This window comes from Clostridium sp. LY3-2 (assembly GCF_024705715.1).
Lineage (GTDB): Bacteria > Bacillota > Clostridia > Clostridiales > Clostridiaceae > Clostridium.
Window position 1 is genome coordinate 38,793 of the sequence record NZ_JAMDLQ010000007.1, and the last position, 25,606, is coordinate 64,398.

The window sequence follows — 25,606 nt, forward strand, 5'->3', positions numbered from 1 at the left end:
AGCAGAGAATATAAATTCTCTGCTAAAATTTAATCTACTTTTAGGATAGACATGAATGCTTCTTGTGGAACTTCTACAGAACCGACTTGTCTCATTCTCTTCTTTCCTTCTTTTTGCTTTTCTAAAAGTTTTCTTTTTCTTGAAATATCTCCACCGTAACATTTTGCAAGTACGTCTTTTCTCATAGCTTTAACAGTTTCTCTAGCTATTACTTTTGAACCTACTGCAGCTTGAATTGGAACTTCAAACATTTGTCTTGGAATTATTTCTTTAAGCTTTTCTGCTATTCCTCTACCTCTTTTGTAAGCTCTTTCTTCTGGAACTATCATAGATAAAGCATCTACTACATCTCCATTTAATAATAAATCAAGCTTAACTAATTTAGATCTTTCGTATCCTTTGAATTCGTAATCAAATGATGCGTATCCTCTAGTTTTTGATTTTAATGTATCAAAGAAATCATAAACTATTTCGTTTAGTGGGATATCATAATTTATTACAGCACGAGTCTCTTCAAGATATTGCATATCTAAATAAGTTCCTCTTCTCTCTTGGCAAAGTTCCATTATAGCACCAACATATTCTGTTGGAGTTATTATAGATGCTTTAACAATCGGCTCTTCCATATAATCAATTTCACTTGGTTCTGGAAGGTTACTTGGATTTGTTATATCAAAAGCTTCTCCATTAGTCTTTTTAACTTTATAAATAACTGATGGTGCAGTTGTTATAATATCTAAATTAAATTCTCTCTCTATTCTTTCTTGAATTATTTCCATATGTAATAATCCTAAGAAACCACATCTAAATCCAAACCCTAAAGCTATAGAAGTTTCTGGTTCAAAGTTTAATGCAGCATCATTTATTTGAAGCTTTTCAAGTGCTTCTTTAAGCTCTTCATATTTAGCTCCATCTACTGGATAGATACCTGAATAAACCATAGGAATTGCAGGTTTGTATCCTGGAAGTGCTTCGTTAGTTTCTCTATTCTTTTCAGTAATAGTATCACCAACTCTAGCATCTTTAACGTTTTTAATTGAACCTGTTACGTATCCAACATCTCCCGCTCTTAACTCTTTAATAGGCATCATACCTGGAGTAAATACTCCAACTTCTGTTACATCGTATGTTTTATCAGTTGCCATAAACTTAATCTTAGTTCCAGGCTTAACTACTCCGTCCATAACTCTAACGTAACAAACAACACCTTTGTAAGTATCGTAATATGAATCAAATACTAAAGCTTTAAGTGGTGCTTCATCATCTCCTGTAGGTGCTGGAATATCACGAACTACAGCTTCTAAAACATCGCCGATATTTAAACCTGTTTTTGCTGATATCATAGGTGCTTCATCTGCTGGAATTCCTATAACATCTTCGATTTCAGTTTTAACTTCATCAGGTCTAGCTGAAGGTAAGTCGATTTTGTTTATAACTGGAGTTATCTCTAAATCATTATCAAGTGCTAAGTAGCAGTTAGCTAAAGTTTGAGCTTGTATCCCTTGAGTTGCATCTACTACAAGTACTGCACCTTCGCAGGCCGCAAGGCTTCTTGATACTTCGTAAGTGAAGTCTACGTGCCCTGGAGTATCTATAAGATTTAAAATATATTCTTTTCCGTCTTCTTCTCTCTTATATATAAGTCTAGCTGCTTGTGATTTTATTGTAATTCCTCTTTCTCTTTCAAGTTCCATGTTATCTAAAACTTGATTATCCATTTCTCTTTGAGTAAGAGTTCCTGTCTTTTCTAATAATCTATCCGCAAGGGTTGATTTACCGTGGTCTATATGTGCTACTATAGAAAAGTTTCTAATATACTTTTGTCTATCATTTTTCATATGCAAAACTGCCTTTCTTCTTTACAAAAGCAGTTATTTCACCCCCATAATTTCAAAGTCAAGCTAAATTATAACATACACTAATATATAACTGTCAACAATTAAACTACTAGCTTATCAAACTAGCTACCCAATCAGTTATTCCATCAAAAACATTATAGACTTTTTCAGAAAAAAACTTAGTTATATCTTTAGCTTTATTAACTATAGGTGACTCTTCTTTTATTTTAAAAGATAAATCATCTAAATTTACCAAAACTCCATCATCACCTTCGTAAATCTTAAGTGATGCATTATCTTGAATAAATTTATCAAAATCTTCTCCGAATTCTAAAGTTATCATCTCATAGTTATCTTTAGTGTTTCCTATAGGGGAAAGCGCTTTTGTATTTATAATATTAATTTGTATTATTCCTATAATAGATATTATAAACATAAATAGAATAAAAATATATACATATCCTTTTTTAATTTTCATAAAGGGTCACCTCTTAATAATAATCTGTATTATTAATGGTAACCCTCTTAGAAATTTTTATTCATTATTTTCCATTTATATACTCAGCTATAACTCTAGCCATAAGCTCTCCTGTATATTGAGTTTCAGAAGAAGTATTAATATTTGCACCTATTTCAAAAATAACACTATTATCAAATATATCTTGGTTAAATGCATTAATACCATTGTTATATATCATTCTATCTCTAGTTAAACCTGGGAAAGTATTCTCTGTAAGCTTTTGAAGATCATTTGCAACTTTATTATTTTTTTCGAATCTTTTACTATTTCTAGTTGTTACAAACATAACTTTAGCTGCATCTTTTCCTTTTATATTTTGAGTAAATGCACTTTTGTTTTTACCTCCATCTCTATGAAGGTCTATTACAAGTTTAAATGAATTTCCGTATTTATCTGAATATTTCTTTGCAGTTTCACGTGACCTATCATAAGAGTCATTATATGAAACATCATGTTTAGTCTTATCGTGAATAACAGATATTCCATACCTTTTTTCAAGTTCATTTTCAATAACTTCACCAACCCCAACTACGTTTTGGTCTTTATTATCTGTAGGTCCTTTTGATTCTGCATAGTTTTCAGCTGAATGAGTATGATAAATTAAAACTTCTGGCTTGCTTTTGTTTAATTCCTTTTTTAAAGAGTCATCATGAATTCCTTTTGGAACTTCTGTCTTATCATATTTTGAAATACTTCCTTCACCTAGTTTATACTCAGAGTATTCTACTAATTTACCGTCTATAGACATTAAAGAATCAGAAATCATCGGAACTTCTGCTTTTAAAATCTTTTCAGTTGTTATATCTTCTAGTCCTAATGCTTCTAGTGCTATATTTTTTATAGAATAATCATTTTCTAAGTAAGCACCTTCGTTGTAAACTTGGGTTTCTATAACTGGAAGTGAGAAATTTAGCATTTGAACGTATGCTAATCCCCCTCTTTCTGTGTTTTTTGAAACTATAGATATACATCTAGCCAAAAATATAATCAAAAAAATTAATATGACTACTATCCCAAAATCCAAACCGCTCTTTTGATTACCACTATTTACTCTTTGAACTACCACAAATCCTCTCCTCCTCACCGCTACATTTTATGTATATGAGAGGATTGACATAATTATTATTTAATTTGTAAATTTATTTATCTCTTCTAAATCCAAGTTTGGTTGTATTGCAATATTTATTCCTACTGCAATTATTTTAGCTAAAGAATCTATTACATAGTCAACTTCTTTTGGCGTAACAATTAAATCTCCTATGAAAGGATTTAATATTTCTTTTATTAAAATGCTTTTTTCTTCTTTATCTATTTTAGTTAAAAGTTTATAAAACTCTGAATCTTTATTTGCATAAGAAGCTAAATTATCTATAACTAAATCTATGCTGTCGTTTGCAATAGTTGCTGCATGAACTACAGTTGGAACTCCGATTGCTATAACTTTAACGCCTAAACTATTTTCGTTTATTTCAAGTCTGTGATTTCCAACTCCAGCACCTGGTGAAATTCCAGTATCACTAATTTGAATGCTTCTGTTTACCCTTTGGATCTTTCTTGAAGCTAAGGCATCTATACATATAACAAAATCTGGGTGAATTTTTTCAACTAGCGCCTTAATAATTTCTACTGTTTCTATTCCTGTTATTCCAAGAACGCCTGGTGCTATAGTACAAACAGGTCTAACGTCATCATCAATAGCTTCTGGCATAACTTCTTTTAAATGCCTAGTTACCATTATGCTATCTGTTACTTTAGGTCCTAAAGCATCTGGAGTTACTTGCCTGTTTCCAAGACCTACAACTAACCCTGTTTTTTCTGAATCCATATCTACAAGTTTTCTTATGTATTTTCCTACAATTTCGGAAACATCATCCATTATATCGCCATCGTACATAGTAAGTTCTGGCATATCTATTGTTATATAATTTCCTATAGGTTTGCCTAGTTTTACAGAACCTTCCTGATTTGTAATTTTAACCTCAGTAATTTTTGCACTTTCTCCTTCTTCTTCGTTTATAATTACTCCATCTATCTCTCTTTTATGAACTTTTTTATAGTCCTCGTTAGCCTCTACAGCTAAGTCAGTTCGTACGTTTATCATGCTTTCACCTCTCATCATTTATTCTATTCTAATTTATTTTTCCTTTTTGTTTGAATTTAATACTTGAATCTATTAGGTTTCAATGCTATAATATGGTTTGTTGAATTAAACTCGTACGCAGATTCCCCAAAAAACTGCGAGAGGCCCTATAAAATTTCAAGGGGGTGAAACCGAATGGCAAACATAAAATCAGCAAAAAAAAGAATTAAAGTTACTGAAACTAAAACTTTAAGAAATAGAATGGTTAAATCAGCTGTTAAAACTGCTATAAAGAAGTTTGAAGAAGCTGTTAATGTTAACAATGCTGAAGAAGCAAACGCTTTATTAGTTAAAGCTAACAAGTCACTAGATATGGCTGCTTCTAAAGGAGTTCTTCACAAGAACATGGTAGCTAGAAAGAAATCAAGATTAGCTGCTAAAGTAAAAGCTATGGCATAGTAATATACACCGACCTTAACGGTCGGTTATTTACTTTTTATGACCTATGTTAAATAAAAAACATCTAAAGGACAACCCTTTAGATGTTTTTTTGTTATCTTTTTACCATCGCTATATTTAATAATAATAGTTCTAGTTCTGTTTTTTTATCATTTGAAGAAGTTTTAAGCCTTCCTTCTGTTTCTAGACATAATTTTAAGATTTCGTTTAACCCTTTAAGAGAAAATCTGTTACTTTGAGCTATTAACTTTTCAATTACAAACTGAGGAAGTCTAAATTCTCCTATAAAGTCTTTAAGCCTTTTTCCGCTTTCCATTCCAAGCTTTATATCGTAAAGTCTTTTGAATTGGTTTTCTATAGAAGTAATTATTAACATGTGTTGATCTGCTTTAAATAAAAGTTCATCTAAAACATCAATAGCTTTTTCAGTTTTTTTATTTGATATAAATTCTACTAAATCAAAAACGTCGTCTTCACTTTTATTCTGTATAAGTAAATCAATATCTTTTTTAGTTACTTCCCTTCCCTTTGCGTAATCTGTTAGTTTTTTAACTTCATTTTTAGAAATATCTAAATTCATAGGAAGTTTCTCGCATAAATACCTTAGGTTTATTTTATTTATGTTTCCAGAGTTTTTCTTAAAATACTCTTCTATTCTTTTACTAAACCCATCTCTTCTAAGCTTATCTATAGATACGACTGTTGTTATTTTATCTAAAGCCATAATATTTTTATTTTTTTTAGCTGTATCTCTTTTATCACTAAATAAATAATACATAACTAAAACAGTACTACTTGGAACATCTTTTAAGTATTCTTTCATTTCGTTATATGCCTTTTTGTTTGCACTATCTAACTTATCACTTAAAAATGCAGCTCTATAAACAACAACAACCTTTTTTTCTCCCATAAAAGGCAAGGTCTCTGATGCGTTTATTATTTCATCTACAGTACATTTCATACCATCGAATTTAACAAAATTAAAATCCATTGTGTCTTTGTCTATAAATGGTTTAATTATCTTTTTAACCCCTTCTTTTAAAAGTTCTTCATCTACTCCACATAAAACATAAGAATTACTAAACTTTTTACTTTTTAAATCTTTTTCTAATACTTCGTAATTTATCAAATTAATCACCTATTTATCTTAAATCTATTATATAATCTTTAAATATCATAATTTCTCTTATCTTTTCTTTTTCAAAATTAATTATATCATAAGAACTTTCCCTTTTTAAATCCTTTAATAAAAGTGTAAATTCTCTATCTCCTAAATCCAAAATGAAATTTTCTCCATTTCTAACTAAAGTGCAATCTTCTTTAATATAGGTTTTTTCAAATTCTTTATATATATCTCTAGGTTTAAAAACAGAAACTGCCCTTTTATAATCTACTTTATCTTTAAGTAAAATTACGCTATCTCCCTTATACCTTACTAGTAAGCCTTCTTTTAGATTTATAATCTTTGGGTAAAAGCTATAAAGATTAATACCTATAAATAATATAGTCGCTAAGGGAAGCACTATAATCTTTTTTATACCCCTTTTATAAAAATAAAAGGAGATTAATAAACTAACATAAAATATTGCATACTTTTCATTTAAAAATATTATATCTAAAGAAAACTTATCTAAAATTTCAATTAAGTAATCTAAAAGATATATAGTAGTACCTAAAATAAAATTTATTATATTAGAAATAACACTTATCTTAAATAAAATAAATCCTAAAAAACCTAATACTAATATTAAATTAATCAAAGGAACTAAAATTATATTACCAACTAAAAACATTATAGAAAACTCATTAAAATAAAATATTAATATAGGCATAACTAAAACTTGAGCACTTAAAGATATAGCTATAGTATCACCAAGCCAACCCCCTATTTTATATAGTTTTTTCCTTAAAGGTTTATAAAATAAAATAATTGAAAGAGTAGCTAAAAAAGATAATATAAACCCTAAATCAAAAATACTATAAGGTTTTATTAAAAATATTATAATAGCTGAAAGAGCTAAAGCAGCTTTACTATTACTACTCTTTCTAAGTTTTAATCCTAAGCTTAGAATAAAAATCATTATAAAAGCTCTTATACTTGAAAAGGCAAACCCTGTAATAACGCAATAAAAAAAGCAAATTAAAAGCCCTATATATTCTTTAAATAGCTTTTTAAATATTAAATAAATTAACCCTATATGAAGGCCTGATACGCTAATTACGTGTACCACTCCGTACTTTTTCATATTCTCCTTATCCTCTTCATCTAAACCGCTCTTATCCCCAAAAAGAATAGAATTTACAAGACTTCCTTCTCTATCTCCTATACTTTCTTTTAATTTTTCTACAAATTCTATTTTAAAATCGTTTATCTTATTTAAAATGCTCTTTTGACTTTTTATACTTAAGACCTTAATTTCTCCAACTAAACCTTTTTCGATATCTATATTTTTAGTAAATTCTCCTTTTAGGATAACTTTTTCTAAGGGTTTAAAATCTTTTAAGTCACCACTTAAATAAACCTTCCTACCCCTAATTTCAGAAATCCCTCCATAACTATATATTTTTTCTATTTTTGCTATTTCTAAAGGTTTTAATTCAAAATTATAAAAATTATAATTTATAAATAAACCAAAAATCACAAATAAAGAAATTAAAATAAGAAAACCAAATCCTTCTTTTAAATATATAAATAAAAAGAAAACTAAAGAAAATATAAATCCATAAAAAATATCTACATTTAAAAATAAATAAAGTATAGAACTAAATAAAAAAGAGACACCTATATAAATTATAGGTGCCTTTGTATTATTTAAAGTTTTAAACATAAAGCATCACACCCCTATTTTAGAGTGTTGCCATCTTTCTTTTCATCATTCATCTTTTTCTTTATCTTCTTAAATTTAATAAGCTTACCATCTATTATATTTAAGATAATAGTAAGAAGAGTTATTGCCCCTAAATAAATATAATTAGGATTTAAATTAAATTTATTAACTCCAAAATGCGAAGCTAATGCTACTATAATGAATATAATACCTAGCTTTGTTATATTACATTCAGAAGTATTTAAAAACATTCTCCAGTAAATTATAAAAATTAAAGCTATACTTCCAAGTATCATAAATAAAAAATCTATATTTAAAATATTAACAAGTGCCATTTGAAGAATTAAAATCATTCCGTAAAAGCTAAAGATATTAAATATATTATCCCTAACTTTAATCCCTTCTCCATAAAGCATCATTACTTTATCTAAATAATTTTCTGATATAAAGATATCTGAAACCTTCCTAACTAGATTAGATGCTTTTCCTTTACTTATTCCAACCTTAGAAAGGCTAAGTGCCGGTAAGTCTCCAAGCCCTTCTCCTGTTGCTAAAACACTATATTTATCTTTTGAAAATAATCCAATTATCTTATTTTTTATTTCAGGTGTTACTCTTGAAAATACTCTAACCTTTGATAAAACAGATATAATCTCTTCTCTATTTAAAGAATCAAGTTCTACCCCTGATATAACTTCACTATCTGAATTAATTATCCTTGTTTTCTTTCCTAGTGCTTCACCAGTTATCTTATTATCTTCTGTAAATAGTATAGGTATAATTCCTCTTTTTTTAATAGCCATTATCTTTTTATCTATAAAATCATTTAAAGGATTTAAAAGACCAACTATCCCAACAAAAACTAAATTACTTTCAATATTTTCATCTATACTAGGTTCATAACTAAAACTTCTATAAGCTATACCGTTTGTTATAAGACCTTCTCCTGAAAGATTAAAATCCATAGCCCTTATTTTTTCTAAGTCTTCATTTGTTATTTCTTTTTCAATACCATTTACCATTATATGAGTACATCTATCTACGATTTGCTCTACGTTTCCTTTTATATTTGCTCTAAATCCTTTTTTAGATTTAGTTATAGTTGTTAAAAAAGGCTTGTCCGTATCAACAGGAAGTTCAAAAACCCTTCTATTTTGACTATCTAATATAGATTTATAGATTTGGTTTTCCGCTCCCCATTTTAAGAATGCAATCTCTTCTAAATCACCTTTACCTGTGTTATCTTCTGCATTAAATGTTGAATCATTTGATAAAAGAAGTATATCTATAGCTCTTTTTGCATTTATATTATTTTTAAAATCTACTTTTTCTAAAGGCACTAATTCGTGATCTGTTATAAGCTTTTTAACTATCATTTCTTCTTTTGTTATTGCTCCAATTTTATCTATAAAGAATACTTCAAGTCCACTAAGTTCATCTAAAGAAGATATATTTAATATATCAATACCGTCTTTTTTGAATTTCTTTTTAACACTACTTATATAAACTGTAATTATTATAGATAAAGGAACTAAACTTATTAAAAGTAATGTATTAAAAATAGTATTTAAGTTAAATTTGTTATTTAAAAATAAAGTTATTAAAACAAATGCACTTAAAAGAATTAGTGATACGTGGTTTAAGCTCTTTTCTATGTTATGCTCAAAGCTATGTTTATTTACGTCACAGTATTTAAGCATACTTAAAAGTTTTCCAAGGCTAGTTTTATCACCTGTTTCCACAACTATCCCAGTTCCACTTCCGCTTTTTATTACAGCACCTTTAAATACCATATTTTTAACTTCGCCTATGTTGTATGCTCTTCCTTCAAACATATTTTCATATTTTTCTTTTAAAAAGGTTTCTCCTGTAACGTTACTATCATCAACCTTTAAATCTTCACTTTGTATTATCCGAATATCAGCCCCTATAAGTGAACCTTTTTTAAAGTTTACTATATCACCAACTACTAAATCCTCAGTTGGAATTATCATATTGTGCCTATCTCTAACTACTTCAACATTTGTTTTATTTATTCTATCTATGTATTTTAAGTCTGCTTCTTTCTTTTTTATACCATACCATTTTGCTAAGATAGTTAAAACTAAACTTAATAAAACAATAAAGGCATAAATAAACTTTAAATAATACGCAAATACAAAAAATATTATAAGAGATGATATAATATAGATTTTTTTAAATTCTTTAAGAATTTGCCTAAAGATACTGTTTCCTTTAGGAAGACTTATTTTGTTATTCCCTAAAGTTTTCCTTCTCTTTTCAACTTCTATACTAGTTAGGCCTTTTATTATGTCACTACCTAAACCTTCGACAACGTCTTGCCATTTACTATTATAAAAATTATTCATCCATCCCCCTACTCTCTTTTTATTATATTTTAATCTAAAATATTTTATAATTTAATTTACTTTAAGATTATAATACATTTTTATCCTATTATAAAGGTTTTAGCCTTTACTTTTAGGATTAAAAATAACCGCCATTATATATCCAAAGAATATTGCAGCTGTTATTCCTCCTGCGGCTCCTTTAATTCCGCCAGTAAAAGCACCAATAAATCCTTCTCTTTTTACTTCTTCAATAACTGCTTTAGCTAAAACATTTCCAAAGCCAGGAAGAGGAACACTTGCACCTGCACCTGCAAAGTCTATAAGTTTATCATATACTCCAAAGGCACCTAAAATACATCCGAGCACTAAAAATAAAACTAAAATTCTCCCTGGAGTTAACTTTGTTTTATCCATAAGAATTTGTGCTATTACACAAATTATACCACCTATTAAAAATGCTTTAACATACATTAACATAATTTATCCCCTTTCATCTCAACTGCAATAGCGTGTGCAATGCCTGGTATAGTTTCACCTTGAAGTGAAGATGTTGTACTCATTAAAGCACCCGTTGAGACAAGTAAAAAGTTTTTAATTTCTTTTCTCATTATCTTTTTATAAAGATATCCAGAAGATACCGCTGCAGAACAGCCACAGCCGCTTCCTCCTGATTCTGTTTTTTGAGTTTCATTATTAAATATAATATCACCACAATCTATATGATTACCTCTTATATCGTAGCCGTATTCAAGCATTAAGTTGTTACAAATCTTTGTTCCAACTCTACCTAAATCACCTGTTGCAATAACGTCATAATATTCTGGCTCTCTCCCTGTATCTTTAAAGTGAGCGTAAATTGTATCTACAGCAGCTGGCGCCATTGCAGCTCCCATATTATTTGGGTCTTTAATTCCATAATCTTTAACTATGCCCGTAGTTACGTAAGTTATCTCAGGAAAATCACCTTCTCTTCCAAGTACCATAGCACCTGAACCTGTAACTGTCCACTGAGCTGTTTTACTTCTTTGAGCGCCGTATTCAAGAGGAAATCTAAATTGCCTCTCAGCTGCGCAAAAATGAGAAGAAGTCGAACAAACTACATGTCTTGCAAATCCTCCATCCATTATAAGTGCACCAAGACTTAAGGATTCAGACATAGTAGAACAGGCACCGTAAAGTCCAAAAAACGGAATCGATAATTCCCTAGCTGCAAAACTTGATGAAATAATTTGATTTAATAAATCACCTGCAAATAAATAATCAACATCTTCTTCTTTAAGATCCGCTCTACCTATAGCGCCTTTAATGGCGTTATACATAATATCACTTTCAGCTTTTTCATAGCTTTCCTTTCCGCACATCTCATCGTTTAGTATCTCATCAAAATATGATTTTAAAGGTCCTTCTCCTTCTTTTGGCCCTACAATAGAAAAGGCACTTATTATTTTTGGAGGAAATTCTAATTTGATTGTTTGTTTTCCTATTTTTTTTATATTATTCATCCCTTTATCCTCCTTACTTAAACCATATATCTATAAAATAATAAATTATCCCGATTATAACTGAAGATCCTATTCCGTATACTAAGACTGGACCTGCAATAGTAAAAATCTTAGCTGCTACTCCAAAAATAAACCCTTCTTTTTTAAATTCCATAGCAGGTGCCACAACAGCATTTGCAAAACCTGTTATAGGTACAACAGTTCCAGCACCAGCATAGCTTGCAATTTTATCATAAATTCCAACACCAGTTAAAAGTGCACCTAAAAATACCATTATTATTGTAGTTATGGTTTTAACATCATTTTCAGCAAATCCTAAATAGATAAATAAATCAAAAATAACCTGACCTATAACGCAAATTAAACCTCCTACTATAAACGCCCTCACACAGTTTTTTGTAATTTGTGGGTTTGGTTCACTTTCTTTTGCAAGTGCTTCAAATTTTTCAATTATCTCCTCTTCCTTTATGTCTTTTTTTCTCATAAAATCACCTCTAAAAAAATAATCCTATAGTTAGTATTCCAAAAATATAAAATTAAAATCTCAATATAGAATTAAAAAAAAGATTGCTATTAAAGTTATAAAAAAACTTTAATAGCAATCTTATCTAACAATCTATTCAATTAATTTTTCTTTCATTTTAAGTAATACTTTCTTTTCTATTCTAGAAACTTGAACTTGACTAATACCAAGCATTTTAGCAACTTGTATTTGAGTTTTATCTTTAAAATATCTAAGCATTATAATCTGTTTTGATTTACTATCTAAACTTCCTATAGCTTCTTTTAAAGCAATTTTTTCAATCATTAAAGAATCATCTTCACCTTTTTCTGAAAGCTTATCAATTAAAAGAACAGGTGCACCGTCATCTTGATGAATAGTATCATAAAGATATTGCATACTAGATGATGACTCTAATGCTACTACTATATCTTCTTTATCTATCTCAGAAAATTTACTAAGTTCATCTATAGTTGGCTCTCTTCCAAGTTCTTTAGTTAAATCTTCCCTTGCAAAATGTAATTTTCTTGCTAAAGCTTTTACATTCCTACTAACTTTAATCATCCCATCGTCTCTTAAAAATCTCTTTATTTCACCCATTATCATAGGAACAGCATAAGTTGAAAATTTAACTTTAAATTCTGGATCGAAATTTTTAATAGCCTTAACTAATCCCATAGAACCTATTTGGAAAATATCCTCATATTCATATCCTCTATTTAAAAATTTCTTTGAAATAGAAGAAACTAAGGGAAGGTTCATTTGAATTAATCTATTAAGAGCTTCTTCGTCGCCGTTTTTTGCTAAAGGTAGTAGCTCTGAGTTTTCTTCATAATTATATTCCTCTCGTTTTAAACTCCCATTATCCATATCTACCCCAACCTATACTTCAAAATTTTTTCTCATTACAACCTTCGTTCCCTCATCTTGTTTACTTTGAATCTCTAAGCTATCCATAAAACTTTCCATAACTGTAAATCCCATACCTGAGCGCTCTAAATCTGGTCTTGAAGTATATAAAGGTTCCTTAACTTTTTCTATGTCACATATACCTTTTCCAAAATCTATTACACTTATCTCAACTTCTCTTCCTGATATTTCAGCTTCAATTATGACTTTATTTTCTTCTTTATTATCATATCCATGAATAATTGAATTAGTAACAGCCTCTGAAACTGCAGTCTTTACATCATTTAACTCTTCAATAGTAGGGTCAATTTGTGCAATAAATGCTGCTACTGCCACCCTTGCAAAAGCCTCATTTTGAGATTTACTCATAAATTCTATTTTAATCCTATTATCAAACATGAAAACCCCTCCGTTTTATATTTCCCCTACTGCTTTTTCTACAGTATCAAAATTCCTTATTATTTTATAAAGCCCTGATAGTTCAAAAACTTTTTTTACACTTCCACTAGCATTTGCTATACATACACTTCCACCTAAGTGTGATAACTTTTTACTTCGTCCAACAACTACTCCAATTCCAGAGCTATCCATAAAAGATACTCTACTAAAGTCTAAAATTAACTTTTTAATATTTTCACTTTCTATCTTGTCATCGATTTTAGATCTAACTTCTGCAGCCGTGTGATGGTCTAATTCGCCTATTAAGCCGACTATTAATATATTTGATTTTTTTATAAAATTTAAATGCATACAATCACTCTAATACTTAGAGTAGCTCACCTCCACCCTCTTCTTTCTTCCATATTTTAACATATATTATATTCCTCGTCAATTTATTTTATTCCATTTTTTTACAGTAAAATAAGAAACTGCATTTTTCATGCAGTTTCTTATTTTAATCCACCTTAAATTTATCTATCTCTTCTTTAAATAATTCAAAAAAGCTTTCTAAACTCTCTCCTTCTTCTAATAGTAAAGTCTCTATAGCATCATCTAACGTATCCATTTTATAAATATGAAAATACCCTCTCTCTACGGCATTTTCTATTTCATCATTTAGGATTAACTCATCTACATTTTCACTCGGAATTAAAACTCCTTTATCATTTATTGTATTTAATTCTTTACATATATTGAAAAAGCCTTCGATTTTTTCATTAACTCCACCTATAGCTTGAACTTCTTTAAATTGATTTAAAGACCCCGTAACTGCTATATTTTGTTTTATAGGCTTTCCAGTAATTGAAGATAGCATTACAATCATCTCAGCAACTGATGCACTGTCTCCATCGATTATTCCATAACTTTGTTCAAAACTAACGTGAAGATTTATTGGTAATGTTTCGTATTTTGAAACTAAACTTTTTAATATCCCACTTAATATATTTATAGACTTTTCATGTATTCTTCCACTTAATTTTGATTCTCTGTGAACATCAATAATATTTCCATTTCCTCTTAAAGCAAGGCAAGTTATTCTAAGTGGTTTTCCAAACTGACTAAGTCCTGTATCTAAAACAGCAAGGCCGTTTATATTACCAACCCTTTTCCCTTCTAAAACAATTTTCATCTTTTTGTCTTTATACATATCTATATAAGCTTTTTCAATATTTTCTTTTTCATAAATAATTTCATCTACATGCTCTTTTAATATAATTTCTTTTTCATTTTCTTCTGCTATTTCATCTGCTTCTATTAAGATTTTATCTATATCATATTCTTCTAAATTAATTTCTTCTCGATTTCCTGAACTTCTAGTTAAAGATCTTATTATAGATTTTATAGCATCATTTGAAATAGTTCTTAAAGAATTCTTTTCCCCTCTTTCTTTTATAAAATCACAAATAATATCTAGTTTACTTTTAACTCCTTTTAGAGTTCTTGTCATATCGCATTTCATTCCAAAGATCTTTTTAAAATCTTCATCATTATTATAAAGAATGTTATAACTTTCATAATCTCCAATTAATATAACTTTTACATCTATCGGAATTTCTTCTGGCTTTAATCCATTTATAGATAAAAGTTCTAGATAATTTCTATTGCTGTCAAAGTTAAGCTTTCCAGATAGCAAAGTTTTCTTTAAATAATAATAACTGTTAATATTACTTATTAAACTATTTAATCTAATTATTAAACACCCACCATTTGCTTCAAGTAACGAACCGCTACTTATTAAAGAAAGGTCTGTTATATAATTACCATTTTGACTTTCATATTCAATATTTCCTAAAAGGTTCATAAGACTTGGATCGTCTTCATAAATTACTCTAGGATTTTTAAAGTTAGTGTTATCTACTATAACTTCAATATCATATTTTGATACTATTTCAGTTAAGGTGCTCTCGTCTTCTAAATCAATATTATAATTATCTAAAAGTTCATCTTCTATATTTATAAAAAGCTTTTCTAAATAATTATAAACATCATCATCTACTATAAATTCTAGTAAAACATCTTCTTTATATTCTCGCATCTCTTCTGTTATATATTCTTTAAATATCTCTTTTAGTTTATCTAAAGAATTAACTTCTATATTTTTAAGTTTTTCTAATATATCTTCTGCTATTTCTTTAAGTCCAGATGCTTTATTTAAAATAATATCCTTCTCATCTACAGGAAGGTCATCATATTCCTTTTCTGTCATAACTTCTCCGTTATCTAAAGGAATAAATGCAAAGCCACCACTTGTAGCCTTTACGTCAAAGCCTTCTTTTTTTGCAACTTCCATAAGCTCTGAGATATAAGTATTTCTCTTTGAATGAATATCATCTACAATAGTATCTTTTTCTTCATTTGAGGATGTATTATAAAATTCTATTGCTTTAATTAAATATTCTTCTTTTAAATTTTTTATTTCTTCTTTAAGTTCTTTTCCTCTCCCGTTAGTTAAAAATATCGGGAATGGCTTTTTATCTTCTTTTAAAGTTACATAGCATATATCAGAAGGAGGTTCTAATGATTTGTATTCTTCCTCAATAAAAAGAACTAACTCATCTACCTTTTCTTTTGAAAAAGTATCCATAAGATAAAGGTTATAACCTTCTTTCTTTATATTTAATGCCCTTTTTATCTTTTTATAATTATTTTTTATCTCATCTATATCTTTTAATTTCTTAACCCCTTCGCTTTCACTTATCTCTAAATTAAATATAACTTCTTTTGGAGTTAATTCTTTCCTCATACTACTTTCCTAAATTAAAATAATTTAGTATTTCCTCCTTATTAATAGTCGTATATTATATTAGTATTCTTATATATTAATTTTAGCGATAATTTCTTAAAAAAATTTTTATAAACAAAAATACAAAAAAGAAGGCTATGCGCCTTCTTTTAATTTGAATCATATTTTTAAAATTAATAATTACTATTTGATTCTTTTCCTTCACAGATAGCTATTGAAGCTGAAGCACCTATTCTAGTTGCTCCGTTATCTATCATATCTTTAGCACCTTCAAAAGATCTAACTCCACCTGAAGCTTTAACTCCCATATTAGGCCCTACAGTCTTTCTCATAAGACTTATATCTTCTTTTGTAGCTCCTCCTGTTGAGAACCCAGTTGAAGTTTTAACAAAATCAGCTCCTGCTTCTTTTGCTAAATTACAAGCTGTAACTTTTTCTTCATCTGTAAGAAGACAAGTTTCTATTATAACTTTAGTTAATGCTTTTCCTTTAGCTGCATTTGTTACAGCTTCTATATCTTCTTTAACGTATGCTAAATCTCCATCTTTAAGTTTTCCAACATTTATAACCATATCTACTTCTGTTGCACCATTTTTGATTGCATCAGTAGTTTCAAAAGCTTTAACTTCTTTAGTATTTGCACCTAAAGGAAATCCTATAACTGTACATACTTTTACATCACTACCCTTAAGTAATTCGTATGCTTCTTTTACTCTTCCTGGATTTACGCAAACTGAAGCGAAATTATATTCTAATGCTTCTTTGCATAATTTTTCGATTTCTTTACCAGTTGTTTCTGGCTTTAGTGCTGTGTGATCTATCATTTTTGCAAGTTCTTGTTTATTCATCTTTTGCTCACTCCTAAAAATATATTACTCTTGAATTATAATTGTAAACGTATATATTTGTCAATTTATAGAATCTTTGATTTTCAGCTTAAATCTACTTTAAATCAGTTTATAACTAAAATAACTTAATTTGTTCTACCATAGTTTCCTTAAATGAAGTTACACTTAATCCTATAAGTCTTATAGGTTCATTAAATTCTTCATTTTCTAAAAGTTCTAACCCTTCTTTTATTATTTCTTTTTCATCTTTTATATAAGAATTAAGGGTTTTAGATCTAGTGTGATTTTTAAAACTTTTTGTTTTATATTTTAAAACTATAGTTTTAAAACTCTTATTATCTCTATCTAATATATTTTTAATTTCTTTTGAAAAATTTATAATATATTCTTTTAATTCTTCTTTATCTTCTGTATCGGTTTTTAAAGTTCTTTCTTTTCCTATAGATTTTCTCTTTCTATCTATATTTAATTCTCTATTATCAATTCCTCTGATTCTATCATATACTTCTAAACCATTTTTCCCTAAGTATTTAATAAAAAACTCTTTATCTAACTTATAAAGGTCTTTTATTTTATATAGTCCCATATTATTAAGCTTATGAACTGACTTTTTTCCAAGGCCATAAACATTTTTTATATCTAAATCAAAAAGTATATCTGGCATCATTTCTTTTGATATCTCTTTAATCCCGTTTGGCTTATTCCAATCTGATGCAGTTTTTGCTAAAAACTTATTATAAGAAATACCAACAGATAAGGTTAATCCAATTTCTTTAAAAACTCTTCTTTTAATATACATTGCAGCTTCCATACCAGTTTTAAACCTTATATTATTAGTTAAATCTAGATATGCTTCATCTATAGAAAGAGGTTCTACTATATCTGTAACTTCTTTAAAAATTTCAAATACCTTTCTTGAAATTTCTTTATATCTTTGCATTCTAACTGGAACGAATATCCCATTTGGACAAAGGTTCCTTGCCATAAATGCAGGCATAGCAGAATGCACACCATATTTTCTAGCTTGATAAGAACAAGTAGATACAACGCCTCTCTCTCTTACTCCACCAACTATAACAGGCTTTCCTCTAAGGGCTTTATTATCTAATTGTTCTACTGATGCAAAAAACGCATCCATATCAACGTGTAATATGATTCTTTCCATCTTTCACCTTTTCTTAAGCTAATACCTCTTCAAAAACGTTTTGCTTTTTTCTAGCTATAAAAGAATAAATTGAGAAGCATAATAGCTCTTTTAAATATCTATTTGTGAATCCACTTTCTTTGCGCTCATAAAGTTCAACTATAACTATACCTATCATAGTCCTAAAAGTCTTATCCATATAGAACGCATATTCCCCTTCTTCATCACATAAATATTCTACAACATCTTTTACATTTTGAACATAGGTTCTTATATCTTCGTCTCTTGCTACTACACTTATAATATTTAAAACTTGATCTCCTATTTTCATATCACTTTCTTTAAATTCATTTATTAAATCTTTTATTTCATATTGAGCCGTTGCACTACTATTTAAAAGCATTGAAGTTGCTATGTTTTGAAGATCATTTCTACTGTAGTTTTCTAAATCTAAAAGTGAGTTAAACATACTTTCTATATATTTTAATACTTCTTTTGGCTCTTCATTATCTCTTACAAATTTAATAGCTAAAAGTGCACAGATTAAGTAATCTTCATCATCTGTTATATTATTAAACTCTTTATATAAAAGTGAATATATAAGTTTCATGTTAGTTAAAACTCTTTTTCTTTCACTTTTATTACTTCTTTTAACTATAGAGTATGAGGCTAGTACTAAATACGGGCTACTTTTGAAACCGTTATCTTTTAAAGTTTCATTCACTTCGATTAATGTATCAGAAAACTCTTCATAATTTTCTTCTCTACTTATAAGGATAGATATCATATATAACATATCCCCCCTAAAACTTTGAAGACTCTTCGTATTCTTTTTTATATATTTTCTTATTTCTTTTATTTTTTCAATATCAATATTTTCATTTTGGTCAGCAAATACTAAAGATGCAAAGTGATTTATATATTCTCCATCAAACCTTAATTCCGTTTTAGCTTCCTTGTATGTCTCTATTGCTTTATTTGCTATATACATAGTTTGCGAATTCATTTTTCATCCACCTCTTAAATTCAGGTAATTTTACTTAATACACATTTTTAATATATATTTTATTTAATATTTAATATACCTGTCTATATAATAATACCACAAAAATAGACTCATATATTTAAGAAAATCTTAAACAGATGAGTCTAATTTTTTTATAATATACCGATTAATATATATAAAATCCCTGAAACTCCTAAGATGTAATGGTCTAATATATACTCAATATTTGCTTTATAAAATTCTATTCCTTTTTCAGTGCTACTTGTTAATTTATTAATCCTTAGCATATCACTTCCAGTTATCTCTGCATTAATTTCCCCTATAGAATTTCCACAAATTTTACTTGGACTTCCATTTGCCTTTGCAAGAATTCCAAAAAAGGCTAAAATTCCACCAAAAATAAATATGGTGTTTTTAAAATTTAAAGAAAATAACTCACAAATTAAAACTATAAACATAAGAGAAATAATAAAAACTGTACCTAGAAATTTAAAAAATTTACCTAACTCTTTACCCATCATATTATCTCCTTAAAATTCTTTATATTATAGTATATGATTTATAATTTCATTGTGTACAATTTTCTCATTTTGTTTCTAATAAATTATAAACGGAATTTTTTATATTTTATTAAAAATTTTGGTAAAATTTAATCACTTTAATCATTATTAATATATTTCTTAAAAATATTTTTTATGATATAATAATATAAGTTATGTTTTAGTAACACATACGGACTTATTTCGATTATAAAGGAGAATTTGGTTATGGGAATGAAAGATAAATTTGATAAATATTTTAGAGATTCTTATTTTCAAAAATACGGAGATAGAATAACAAGTACTTCAGGTACTGTAGTATCTATAAACATGGAAGAAAAGAATTATCTTATTTTTAATAAATTAATCGTTAACTTAATAGTAAAACCTGATGCTGGTAGAGGCGTTGTAAAATGTAGATACAAAAAAAATAAATGGTTCAAAAAACCTGAGTTTATCCCAGTATTTAAAGGGAATAAAGTAATGATAATGGGACTTAAAGGTGTTAAAGGTAAAGAAGATTCTGAAGTTCTTCAAATTCAAAACGTAGTTAACCTTACTACTAAGAGAGATCTAGTTCCAATAGACCACTCACAAATCAAAAAGGCTAGACAACAAGCAACTAGAATGAGACACTAATAAAAAAGCTTAGATTAATCTAAGCTTTTTTCTATTTCTTCCTTAAAAGGAATAGATGGTTCGCTTCCTTTTATTCCTATACATATGTTTTTAGCAGCATTTCCATAAATACATCCCTTATAAATTTCATCAAAAGATAAATCCTTAATAATACTTGTAAAGGAACCTATAAAAGTATCTCCAGCGCAAGTAGCGTCTACAACCTTAACTTTTTTAGACTCTAAATACTTACTTTTTTCTTTATTGTAAATAAAAACCCCTTCAGTTCCTAAAATAAATACTATAACCTTTGCCCCACCTTTTATAAAAATTTCTCCAGCACTTTTTAAGGAATTCTCATCTGTAATTTTAATTCCTGTAAGTGTTTCTGTAACTAGTTTGTTTGGAAGTAAAATATCTGTGTATTTTAAAACCTCTGTTTTTAGCTTATCTTTTGTTGGTGATGGGTTAAATATAGTCATCTTTTTATGCTTTTTAGCTATTTTAAAAGCTTTTAGAGCTGTTTCTTCTGGGATTTCAAGTCCTGATACTACTGCATCAGAAGATTTTATAAGTTCTTCTTTAGATAAAATATCCTTAGGAGTTAAATCCATATTAGAGCCTGCATTTACGATTATAGAATCAGTTCCATCATTAAATAAAAATATTACTGCCTTTCCAGTTTCTAATCCTTCCTCTATAATAACCCCTTCTGTGTTTACTCCTACTTCTTTTAATTTATTTAAGCCCTTAGTTCCACTTAAGTCCTTTCCTATTTTACCTATAAAATAAACATAGCTTCCGTTTCTTTTAAGAGAAACTGCCCCGTTACTTCCCTTTCCTCCACAATATATAGATAATCCTTTAGATATTATTGTCTCACCATTTTTAGGGAGATTATCTATTTCTATCTCTAAATCTTCATTTATACTTCCTACAACACATACATTTTTCAAATTTAATCACCTCTAAATATAAAATATATATTTAGACTTCCAATTAATTTAAAATTATATTCTTATGCTATTTTTTAAATTACTTCAATAAAAAAATTGCACCCTATTAAAGTGCAATTTCTATTAAAATAATTCCATTATTATATTAGTTAAATTTTCTATATTAAATAAATCTTCTGTTTCAAAGCTTTCAAAAAGTGACTCTACATTTTCGTCTGAATGTTCTATATCTTTTGAGTAATTTCTAGCTATAGTACTCACATCTTCTTTATTTAAATTTCCTTTATTTATATATTCTATAATTGATAACTCTTTAATTAGTACTGTACTAATAATTGCAAACTTTACTTTAGAAGACATATCATAATCAAATATGCATTTCATAAAATACCTAAATACAAAATAATTAATTAGACTTTCAAAGATATATAAGTTTTCTTTAAATCCTTCATCAAATTTTTTATAATTATTTAAATAAATTCTTTCGTTTTCTTTTAAATAATTTGATGCAAAGTTTAATTTTAAAATATCATTAGAATTTATATGGTTTAAATCTATATAAGTATTTAATATTTCTATTAAAGTAACACTATCTTTTTTAAAATTTTCTCTATCTGTTTCTTTTAAAATTTCAACTATAACTTCATTATTTAGGTAATTCTTTATTACATCTTTTATTTCATCCATATCACCTAAATCTATTTTGTTTTGTACCTCGTTTGAAAAATTTAAAACTAATACTAATCTTTTATTAAAAGATATATCTTTTCTTTCTAATAATTTAAAAATAACTTCTCTGCAATTTAAAAAATCATCTAAAACTTCTCTTTCGATATTACTATCTTCTACTATTTCTTCATCTATATCTTTTATTTTAAATTTTATTTCTCTAGGCTTACTTAAAATGATTCTAGAGGCTTCAGGGCAAGAAAGTGATAATAAACTTTCCCTTATATCTAAAAATTCCTCTGTAACTCTAGGAAATTCTTTGCAAGTGTGACATAGATACTCTTCCCCTAGGTTTTTATATATTTCACACATCTTTTCATTATTTAAAAAGAAACAATTTTCTTCTTTTAGACGAAATATATTATCTTCATCACTTTTTATAATATTTTCGTCTAATATTTTTTTAAAATCACCTTTTACATTTTTATATTTATTAAATGTTTTATCATCTATTACAATTTCCCAGCCAGAACAGCAAGTATCTTCACAAGCTCCACCTATACAAGAAAATTCATTAAAATAATCTGGTACTTTAAATTTCATTTTTGTCTCACTTTCTTTTTACACTTCGTAATCTACAACGTTTCTATCTATTGCTATTTCTTTTACGAACTTACCTACTTCTAAGTGAAGAGGATGATTTTGATAAATATCTAAATCCTTTAAAGATTTAAATTCTGAAAGTAAAACTATATCTTTTTTAGCCTCTGATTTATTTATATTTATTCCAACTTCTATATCTACTATCTCTTCTATTTTTCCTTTTAAATCTTCAAGTCTTCTCTTCATTTCTTTCATATTTTCTTCTTTGTTTTCTTCTTTAATGTTCCAAGTTACTATATGTTTAATCATAAATTACACCTCACAAATTTAATTCAATGATATTATATCATATCTTACAAAAGTGTAAGTTTAAATTAAGTGTTTTCAATATTAGAATATCTATCTTTAAATTATAATTTAGTCATAAGATAAATAAAGGTGAGGTAATATTATGAAAAAACCAATTAGTATTTTGTTAATTATATTAATTATAGGGGGAGGGTTTTTCGCTTTCAAAGCTGGAATATTTGATTTAAATTCAGATTCTTATTATGTAAAAATAACTACTGATGGTAAAGTTAAAGAAGTTAAAATAGATGATGGCTCTATCATTAAAAAATATGAGTATAATTTCGAAGCCTTTAATGAAAAAGGAACTAAAATCGATATAACATTTTTTGCAACAAAAAACTTAAAAAAGGATAGGTATTTAAAGATTACACCTAAGACTACAAAAGATAATGAAGTTAATGAAATTAAAACTTATGAAGAAGTTTCAAAAGATAAGGTTCCTTCAAAAGCCTTAGAAAATTTAGATAAATAAGAGAGTGGCAAAAAGCCACTCTCTTATATTTCGTCTAAATCTTTAGATGGACCAAACATCTCATAGTTTCTATCCTCTTTAGAAATCCCGATTTCTTTTAAAGTATCGTTTATGTGTTTCATAAATCCAAGTGGTCCGCAAAAATAAAACTCTCCATTTTTAGGCATATTATTAAGAAGCCATTCCTTGCTTACTATCCCTAAGTGATCGTAATCTTCTAAAATCTTATCACTTTCTAATGGACTTTGATAAAATACTGCACTTTTAATATTTTTATGCTTTTCTTTTAAAATTCTAAGTTCTTCTTTAAAAGTATGAGCCTTGCTATTTAATACAGCTTGTACAAATAAAATATCACGTCCCTCTTCTGCTGCTTTATAAAGCATTGATAAAACTGGAGTAACTCCAATTCCTCCACTTAAAAATACTACAGGTCTATTAGAATTTTCTTTTAAAAGGAATTCACCTAAAGGATTAGTTAATTTAACTATATCTCCTTTATTTATATTATCGTGTAAATAGCTTGATACAATCCCTTTATCTTCTCTTTTTACACTTATTCTATAATTATCTGATCCAGGCTTCATAGAAAGGCTGTATTGCCTTATAGCGCCTTTATTAGCCCCGTCTTTAATAGCATCTATAGAAACAAACTGTCCTGCTTTATGTTCTTTTAATTTTTTGTTATCATTTCTTTTTAAATAAAAAGAAGTAACAAAATCATTTTCTTTTACTTTATTTAACACTTTATATTCTCTAAAAATAAAGTCATCATCACTTTCCTTTTCTTCTTCTATAAATTTATCAGGTCCTACATTACATATAGGGCATTTTAAAGGAGCACTCTCCCCTTCGTAAACATAACCACAAACTGTACATATAAATCTTTTCATAAATTTCCCTCCTTTATATTTAATTTCTTAATCTTAAATACATTATATAACTAATTTTTCTTTTAATCAATAATTATTATTAACTAATAATAAAATATGTTTTATTATATAAAAAAAGAACCTTAAAGGTTCTTTTTTAATTCTTCTAATTCACTTTTTGTTAATTCTCTATATTTTCCGTATTCTAGGTTATCAATTTTTAAATTAAGTATTCTTATCCTCTCAAGCCTCAAAACATTATAATGAAAATTTTTACACATTCTTCTTATTTGTTTGTTAAGCCCTTGAGTTAATATTATTTTAAAATCATAATCATTTACTTTTTCCATCTTGCATTTTCTAGTTTTAACTCCTAAAATCAAAACACCATTTTCCATACCTTCTATAAACTCGTCTGTTATTACTTTATCTACAGTTACTAGATATTCTTTTTCATGATTGTTTTCTGATTCTAATATATCATTTGCTAAATCCCCATCATTAGTAAGTAAAATAAGTCCTCTTGATGGTTTATCAAGCCTTCCTACAGGAAAAATATAATCTTTATAATTAACATAGTCTATAATATTATCTTTAACATCTAAAGAGGCAGTGCAAGTTACTCCAACAGGTTTATTTAAAAGTAAGTAGACTTTTTCTTTTTCTTTTAAAATTTCACCATCTAAGAGGATTTCATCTGTTAATTCTACCCACTGCCCTTCAGTGCACTCTTTACCATTAACTAATATTCTTCCATTTTTTATTATATTATTAGCTTCTTTTCTTGAACATATCCCAAAGTTACTTAGTAATTTATTTATTCTCATATTTTAACTCCATCTAATTTTATAATTATATAATAACAATGGATATTATAATTAATCAATATAGTTAAAGTTATATTTTTTATTTTTCTAAATTACTATTTCCTTCTACACTTTTATTTATAGCTCTATTAAATGGCCACCAATTTGCTTTTCCAAATATTCTTACCATAGCTGGTATAAATAATGGTAATATTACTACAACATATAAAAGTATACCTGTTAAAACTACCATTGATATCTCAATTAAAGATAAAACTCCTGAAGGTAAAAGAGCTGCAAATGTACCACTTAATATAATTACAGCTGAAATAATTACTCCTCCCATACTTATCATAGTTTTAACTATACGTTTTTTCATATCAGGTTCTTTATCTTGATTAAACCTAGTCATTATAAATATAGAGTAGTCTATTCCAAGTGCCATTAAGACAACAAATCCAAAGAAGGAAGTTATCCAAGAAATACCTGGGTATCCCATAATCTTTTGAACTATTATTTGAACTATACTAATTGAAGTAAAGTATGTTG

At 27.6% G+C, this 25,606-nt stretch carries 27 protein-coding genes and 1 pseudogene; 3 read left to right on the top strand and 25 right to left on the bottom strand.

Features of this window, described 5'->3' with window-relative positions; translation table 11 throughout:
- Positions 1-29 precede the first annotated feature (29 nt).
- The 4 genes from lepA to gpr all read right to left on the bottom strand — a co-directional run bounded on the left by lepA (position 30) and on the right by gpr (position 4,459).
- Positions 30-1,838 carry a translation elongation factor 4 gene (gene lepA, locus M4I33_RS01270; protein ID WP_194190871.1) on the bottom strand — a complete coding sequence of 603 codons (1,809 nt, stop codon included), beginning with the start codon at positions 1,836-1,838 and terminating at the stop codon, positions 30-32.
- Positions 1,839-1,947: 109 nt separating this feature from the next.
- Positions 1,948-2,316, bottom strand: a complete 369-nt coding sequence (locus M4I33_RS01275; RefSeq protein ID WP_257915006.1) for a hypothetical protein — start codon at positions 2,314-2,316, stop codon at positions 1,948-1,950.
- A 64-nt stretch (positions 2,317-2,380) separates the two neighbouring features.
- Positions 2,381-3,424, bottom strand: a complete 1,044-nt coding sequence (locus M4I33_RS01280; protein ID WP_257915007.1) for a stage II sporulation protein P — start codon at positions 3,422-3,424, stop codon at positions 2,381-2,383.
- A 60-nt stretch (positions 3,425-3,484) separates the two neighbouring features.
- Positions 3,485-4,459: a GPR endopeptidase gene (gpr, locus tag M4I33_RS01285; RefSeq protein WP_257915009.1), complete on the bottom strand. Its 975-nt coding sequence runs from the start codon at positions 4,457-4,459 to the stop codon at positions 3,485-3,487.
- A gap of 174 nt (positions 4,460-4,633) precedes the next feature.
- Between gpr and rpsT the strand changes: the two genes are divergently transcribed.
- The gene (gene rpsT, locus M4I33_RS01290) at positions 4,634-4,897 is read left to right on the top strand and encodes a 30S ribosomal protein S20 (RefSeq protein WP_194190874.1); all 264 of its coding nucleotides are present in this window, start codon (positions 4,634-4,636) and stop codon (positions 4,895-4,897) included.
- Between the two features lie 94 nt (positions 4,898-4,991).
- On the opposite strand, the gene holA is transcribed toward rpsT, so the two are convergent.
- From holA to M4I33_RS01360, 14 genes are all read right to left on the bottom strand, one after another.
- Positions 4,992-6,026, bottom strand: coding sequence for a DNA polymerase III subunit delta (gene holA / locus M4I33_RS01295; RefSeq protein WP_257915011.1), 1,035 nt, complete (start codon positions 6,024-6,026; stop codon positions 4,992-4,994).
- 13 nt (positions 6,027-6,039) lie between these two features.
- Complete coding sequence (locus tag M4I33_RS01300) at positions 6,040-7,725, bottom strand: ComEC/Rec2 family competence protein (protein ID WP_257915013.1); 1,686 nt, start codon at positions 7,723-7,725, stop codon at positions 6,040-6,042.
- 14 nt (positions 7,726-7,739) lie between these two features.
- The gene (locus M4I33_RS01305; RefSeq protein WP_257915015.1) at positions 7,740-10,094 is read right to left on the bottom strand and encodes a cation-transporting P-type ATPase; all 2,355 of its coding nucleotides are present in this window, start codon (positions 10,092-10,094) and stop codon (positions 7,740-7,742) included.
- 99 nt (positions 10,095-10,193) lie between these two features.
- Positions 10,194-10,547 carry a stage V sporulation protein AE gene (spoVAE, locus tag M4I33_RS01310; protein ID WP_374707684.1) on the bottom strand — a complete coding sequence of 118 codons (354 nt, stop codon included), beginning with the start codon at positions 10,545-10,547 and terminating at the stop codon, positions 10,194-10,196.
- Complete coding sequence (spoVAD, locus tag M4I33_RS01315) at positions 10,547-11,578, bottom strand: stage V sporulation protein AD (RefSeq protein WP_257915017.1); 1,032 nt, start codon at positions 11,576-11,578, stop codon at positions 10,547-10,549. Before spoVAD ends, spoVAE begins: the two co-directional genes overlap by 1 nt.
- 13 nt (positions 11,579-11,591) lie before the next feature.
- Entirely contained in the window at positions 11,592-12,062 is a 471-nt protein-coding gene (gene spoVAC / locus M4I33_RS01320) for a stage V sporulation protein AC (RefSeq protein ID WP_257915019.1), read from the bottom strand.
- Between the two features lie 132 nt (positions 12,063-12,194).
- Positions 12,195-12,950, bottom strand: a complete 756-nt coding sequence (gene sigF / locus M4I33_RS01325; RefSeq protein WP_194190880.1) for an RNA polymerase sporulation sigma factor SigF — start codon at positions 12,948-12,950, stop codon at positions 12,195-12,197.
- 12 nt (positions 12,951-12,962) lie between these two features.
- Positions 12,963-13,388, bottom strand: a complete 426-nt coding sequence (gene spoIIAB / locus M4I33_RS01330) for an anti-sigma F factor (protein WP_257915027.1) — start codon at positions 13,386-13,388, stop codon at positions 12,963-12,965.
- Between the two features lie 15 nt (positions 13,389-13,403).
- Entirely contained in the window at positions 13,404-13,739 is a 336-nt protein-coding gene (gene spoIIAA / locus M4I33_RS01335) for an anti-sigma F factor antagonist (RefSeq protein ID WP_257915029.1), read from the bottom strand.
- 145 nt (positions 13,740-13,884) lie between these two features.
- Positions 13,885-16,173, bottom strand: coding sequence for an AAA family ATPase (locus tag M4I33_RS01340; protein WP_257915031.1), 2,289 nt, complete (start codon positions 16,171-16,173; stop codon positions 13,885-13,887).
- Positions 16,174-16,346: 173 nt separating this feature from the next.
- Entirely contained in the window at positions 16,347-17,021 is a 675-nt protein-coding gene (gene deoC, locus M4I33_RS01345) for a deoxyribose-phosphate aldolase (RefSeq protein ID WP_257915033.1), read from the bottom strand.
- Positions 17,022-17,136: 115 nt separating this feature from the next.
- Positions 17,137-18,186, bottom strand: a complete 1,050-nt coding sequence (locus M4I33_RS01350) for a DNA polymerase IV (RefSeq protein ID WP_257915035.1) — start codon at positions 18,184-18,186, stop codon at positions 17,137-17,139.
- 13 nt (positions 18,187-18,199) lie between these two features.
- Positions 18,200-19,171: a DUF4003 domain-containing protein gene (locus M4I33_RS01355; RefSeq protein WP_257915037.1), complete on the bottom strand. Its 972-nt coding sequence runs from the start codon at positions 19,169-19,171 to the stop codon at positions 18,200-18,202.
- Between the two features lie 152 nt (positions 19,172-19,323).
- Positions 19,324-19,689, bottom strand: coding sequence for a hypothetical protein (locus M4I33_RS01360; protein WP_257915048.1), 366 nt, complete (start codon positions 19,687-19,689; stop codon positions 19,324-19,326).
- A gap of 249 nt (positions 19,690-19,938) precedes the next feature.
- Between M4I33_RS01360 and M4I33_RS01365 the strand changes: the two genes are divergently transcribed.
- Complete coding sequence (locus M4I33_RS01365) at positions 19,939-20,349, top strand: hypothetical protein (protein WP_194190888.1); 411 nt, start codon at positions 19,939-19,941, stop codon at positions 20,347-20,349.
- A 14-nt stretch (positions 20,350-20,363) separates the two neighbouring features.
- On the opposite strand, the gene M4I33_RS01370 is transcribed toward M4I33_RS01365, so the two are convergent.
- The 3 genes from M4I33_RS01370 to M4I33_RS01380 form a co-directional block, all read right to left on the bottom strand.
- Positions 20,364-21,284: a ribokinase gene (locus tag M4I33_RS01370; protein WP_257915051.1), complete on the bottom strand. Its 921-nt coding sequence runs from the start codon at positions 21,282-21,284 to the stop codon at positions 20,364-20,366.
- A 123-nt stretch (positions 21,285-21,407) separates the two neighbouring features.
- Complete coding sequence (gene fliB, locus M4I33_RS01375) at positions 21,408-22,556, bottom strand: flagellin lysine-N-methylase (RefSeq protein ID WP_257915059.1); 1,149 nt, start codon at positions 22,554-22,556, stop codon at positions 21,408-21,410.
- A gap of 18 nt (positions 22,557-22,574) precedes the next feature.
- Positions 22,575-22,865: a Dabb family protein gene (locus tag M4I33_RS01380; protein ID WP_257915061.1), complete on the bottom strand. Its 291-nt coding sequence runs from the start codon at positions 22,863-22,865 to the stop codon at positions 22,575-22,577.
- A gap of 142 nt (positions 22,866-23,007) precedes the next feature.
- On the opposite strand from M4I33_RS01380, the gene M4I33_RS01385 reads away from it, so the two are divergent.
- Positions 23,008-23,379 carry a YxeA family protein gene (locus tag M4I33_RS01385; RefSeq protein WP_257915063.1) on the top strand — a complete coding sequence of 124 codons (372 nt, stop codon included), beginning with the start codon at positions 23,008-23,010 and terminating at the stop codon, positions 23,377-23,379.
- A 23-nt stretch (positions 23,380-23,402) separates the two neighbouring features.
- On the opposite strand, the gene M4I33_RS01390 is transcribed toward M4I33_RS01385, so the two are convergent.
- The 4 genes and pseudogenes from M4I33_RS01390 to M4I33_RS01405 form a co-directional block, all read right to left on the bottom strand.
- Positions 23,403-24,125, bottom strand: a complete 723-nt coding sequence (locus M4I33_RS01390; protein ID WP_257915094.1) for an FAD-binding oxidoreductase — start codon at positions 24,123-24,125, stop codon at positions 23,403-23,405.
- 33 nt (positions 24,126-24,158) lie between these two features.
- Positions 24,159-24,272, bottom strand: a pseudogene (locus M4I33_RS01395) (rubredoxin-like domain-containing protein); the annotation flags it as partial.
- Positions 24,273-24,394: 122 nt separating this feature from the next.
- On the bottom strand, positions 24,395-25,078 hold the full coding sequence (locus M4I33_RS01400; RefSeq protein ID WP_257915071.1) for a pseudouridine synthase: 684 nt from the start codon (positions 25,076-25,078) through the stop codon (positions 24,395-24,397).
- A gap of 79 nt (positions 25,079-25,157) precedes the next feature.
- On the bottom strand, positions 25,158-25,606 hold a 449-nt coding region (locus M4I33_RS01405), incomplete at its 5' end, for an MMPL family transporter (protein WP_257915091.1).

Coding starts and splice junctions, on each gene's coding strand:
- M4I33_RS01300 (WP_257915013.1), bottom strand. CDS start 7,725: ATGTTTAAAACTTTAAATAATACAAAGGCACCTATAATTTATATAGGT.
- spoVAD (WP_257915017.1), bottom strand. CDS start 11,578: ATGAATAATATAAAAAAAATAGGAAAACAAACAATCAAATTAGAATTT.
- M4I33_RS01380 (WP_257915061.1), bottom strand. CDS start 22,865: ATGATTAAACATATAGTAACTTGGAACATTAAAGAAGAAAACAAAGAA.
- M4I33_RS01360 (WP_257915048.1), bottom strand. CDS start 19,689: ATGGGTAAAGAGTTAGGTAAATTTTTTAAATTTCTAGGTACAGTTTTT.
- M4I33_RS01340 (WP_257915031.1), bottom strand. CDS start 16,173: ATGAGGAAAGAATTAACTCCAAAAGAAGTTATATTTAATTTAGAGATA.
- M4I33_RS01275 (WP_257915006.1), bottom strand. CDS start 2,316: ATGAAAATTAAAAAAGGATATGTATATATTTTTATTCTATTTATGTTT.
- lepA (WP_194190871.1), bottom strand. CDS start 1,838: ATGAAAAATGATAGACAAAAGTATATTAGAAACTTTTCTATAGTAGCA.
- rpsT (WP_194190874.1), top strand. CDS start 4,634: ATGGCAAACATAAAATCAGCAAAAAAAAGAATTAAAGTTACTGAAACT.
- fliB (WP_257915059.1), bottom strand. CDS start 22,556: ATGAAATTTAAAGTACCAGATTATTTTAATGAATTTTCTTGTATAGGT.
- M4I33_RS01400 (WP_257915071.1), bottom strand. CDS start 25,078: ATGAGAATAAATAAATTACTAAGTAACTTTGGGATATGTTCAAGAAAA.
- spoIIAB (WP_257915027.1), bottom strand. CDS start 13,388: ATGTTTGATAATAGGATTAAAATAGAATTTATGAGTAAATCTCAAAAT.
- spoVAE (WP_374707684.1), bottom strand. CDS start 10,547: ATGTATGTTAAAGCATTTTTAATAGGTGGTATAATTTGTGTAATAGCA.
- M4I33_RS01365 (WP_194190888.1), top strand. CDS start 19,939: ATGGGAATGAAAGATAAATTTGATAAATATTTTAGAGATTCTTATTTT.
- gpr (WP_257915009.1), bottom strand. CDS start 4,459: ATGATAAACGTACGAACTGACTTAGCTGTAGAGGCTAACGAGGACTAT.
- deoC (WP_257915033.1), bottom strand. CDS start 17,021: ATGAATAAACAAGAACTTGCAAAAATGATAGATCACACAGCACTAAAG.
- M4I33_RS01385 (WP_257915063.1), top strand. CDS start 23,008: ATGAAAAAACCAATTAGTATTTTGTTAATTATATTAATTATAGGGGGA.
- spoIIAA (WP_257915029.1), bottom strand. CDS start 13,739: ATGCATTTAAATTTTATAAAAAAATCAAATATATTAATAGTCGGCTTA.
- M4I33_RS01305 (WP_257915015.1), bottom strand. CDS start 10,094: ATGAATAATTTTTATAATAGTAAATGGCAAGACGTTGTCGAAGGTTTA.
- M4I33_RS01350 (WP_257915035.1), bottom strand. CDS start 18,186: ATGGAAAGAATCATATTACACGTTGATATGGATGCGTTTTTTGCATCA.
- M4I33_RS01355 (WP_257915037.1), bottom strand. CDS start 19,171: ATGAATTCGCAAACTATGTATATAGCAAATAAAGCAATAGAGACATAC.
- sigF (WP_194190880.1), bottom strand. CDS start 12,950: ATGGATAATGGGAGTTTAAAACGAGAGGAATATAATTATGAAGAAAAC.
- spoVAC (WP_257915019.1), bottom strand. CDS start 12,062: ATGAGAAAAAAAGACATAAAGGAAGAGGAGATAATTGAAAAATTTGAA.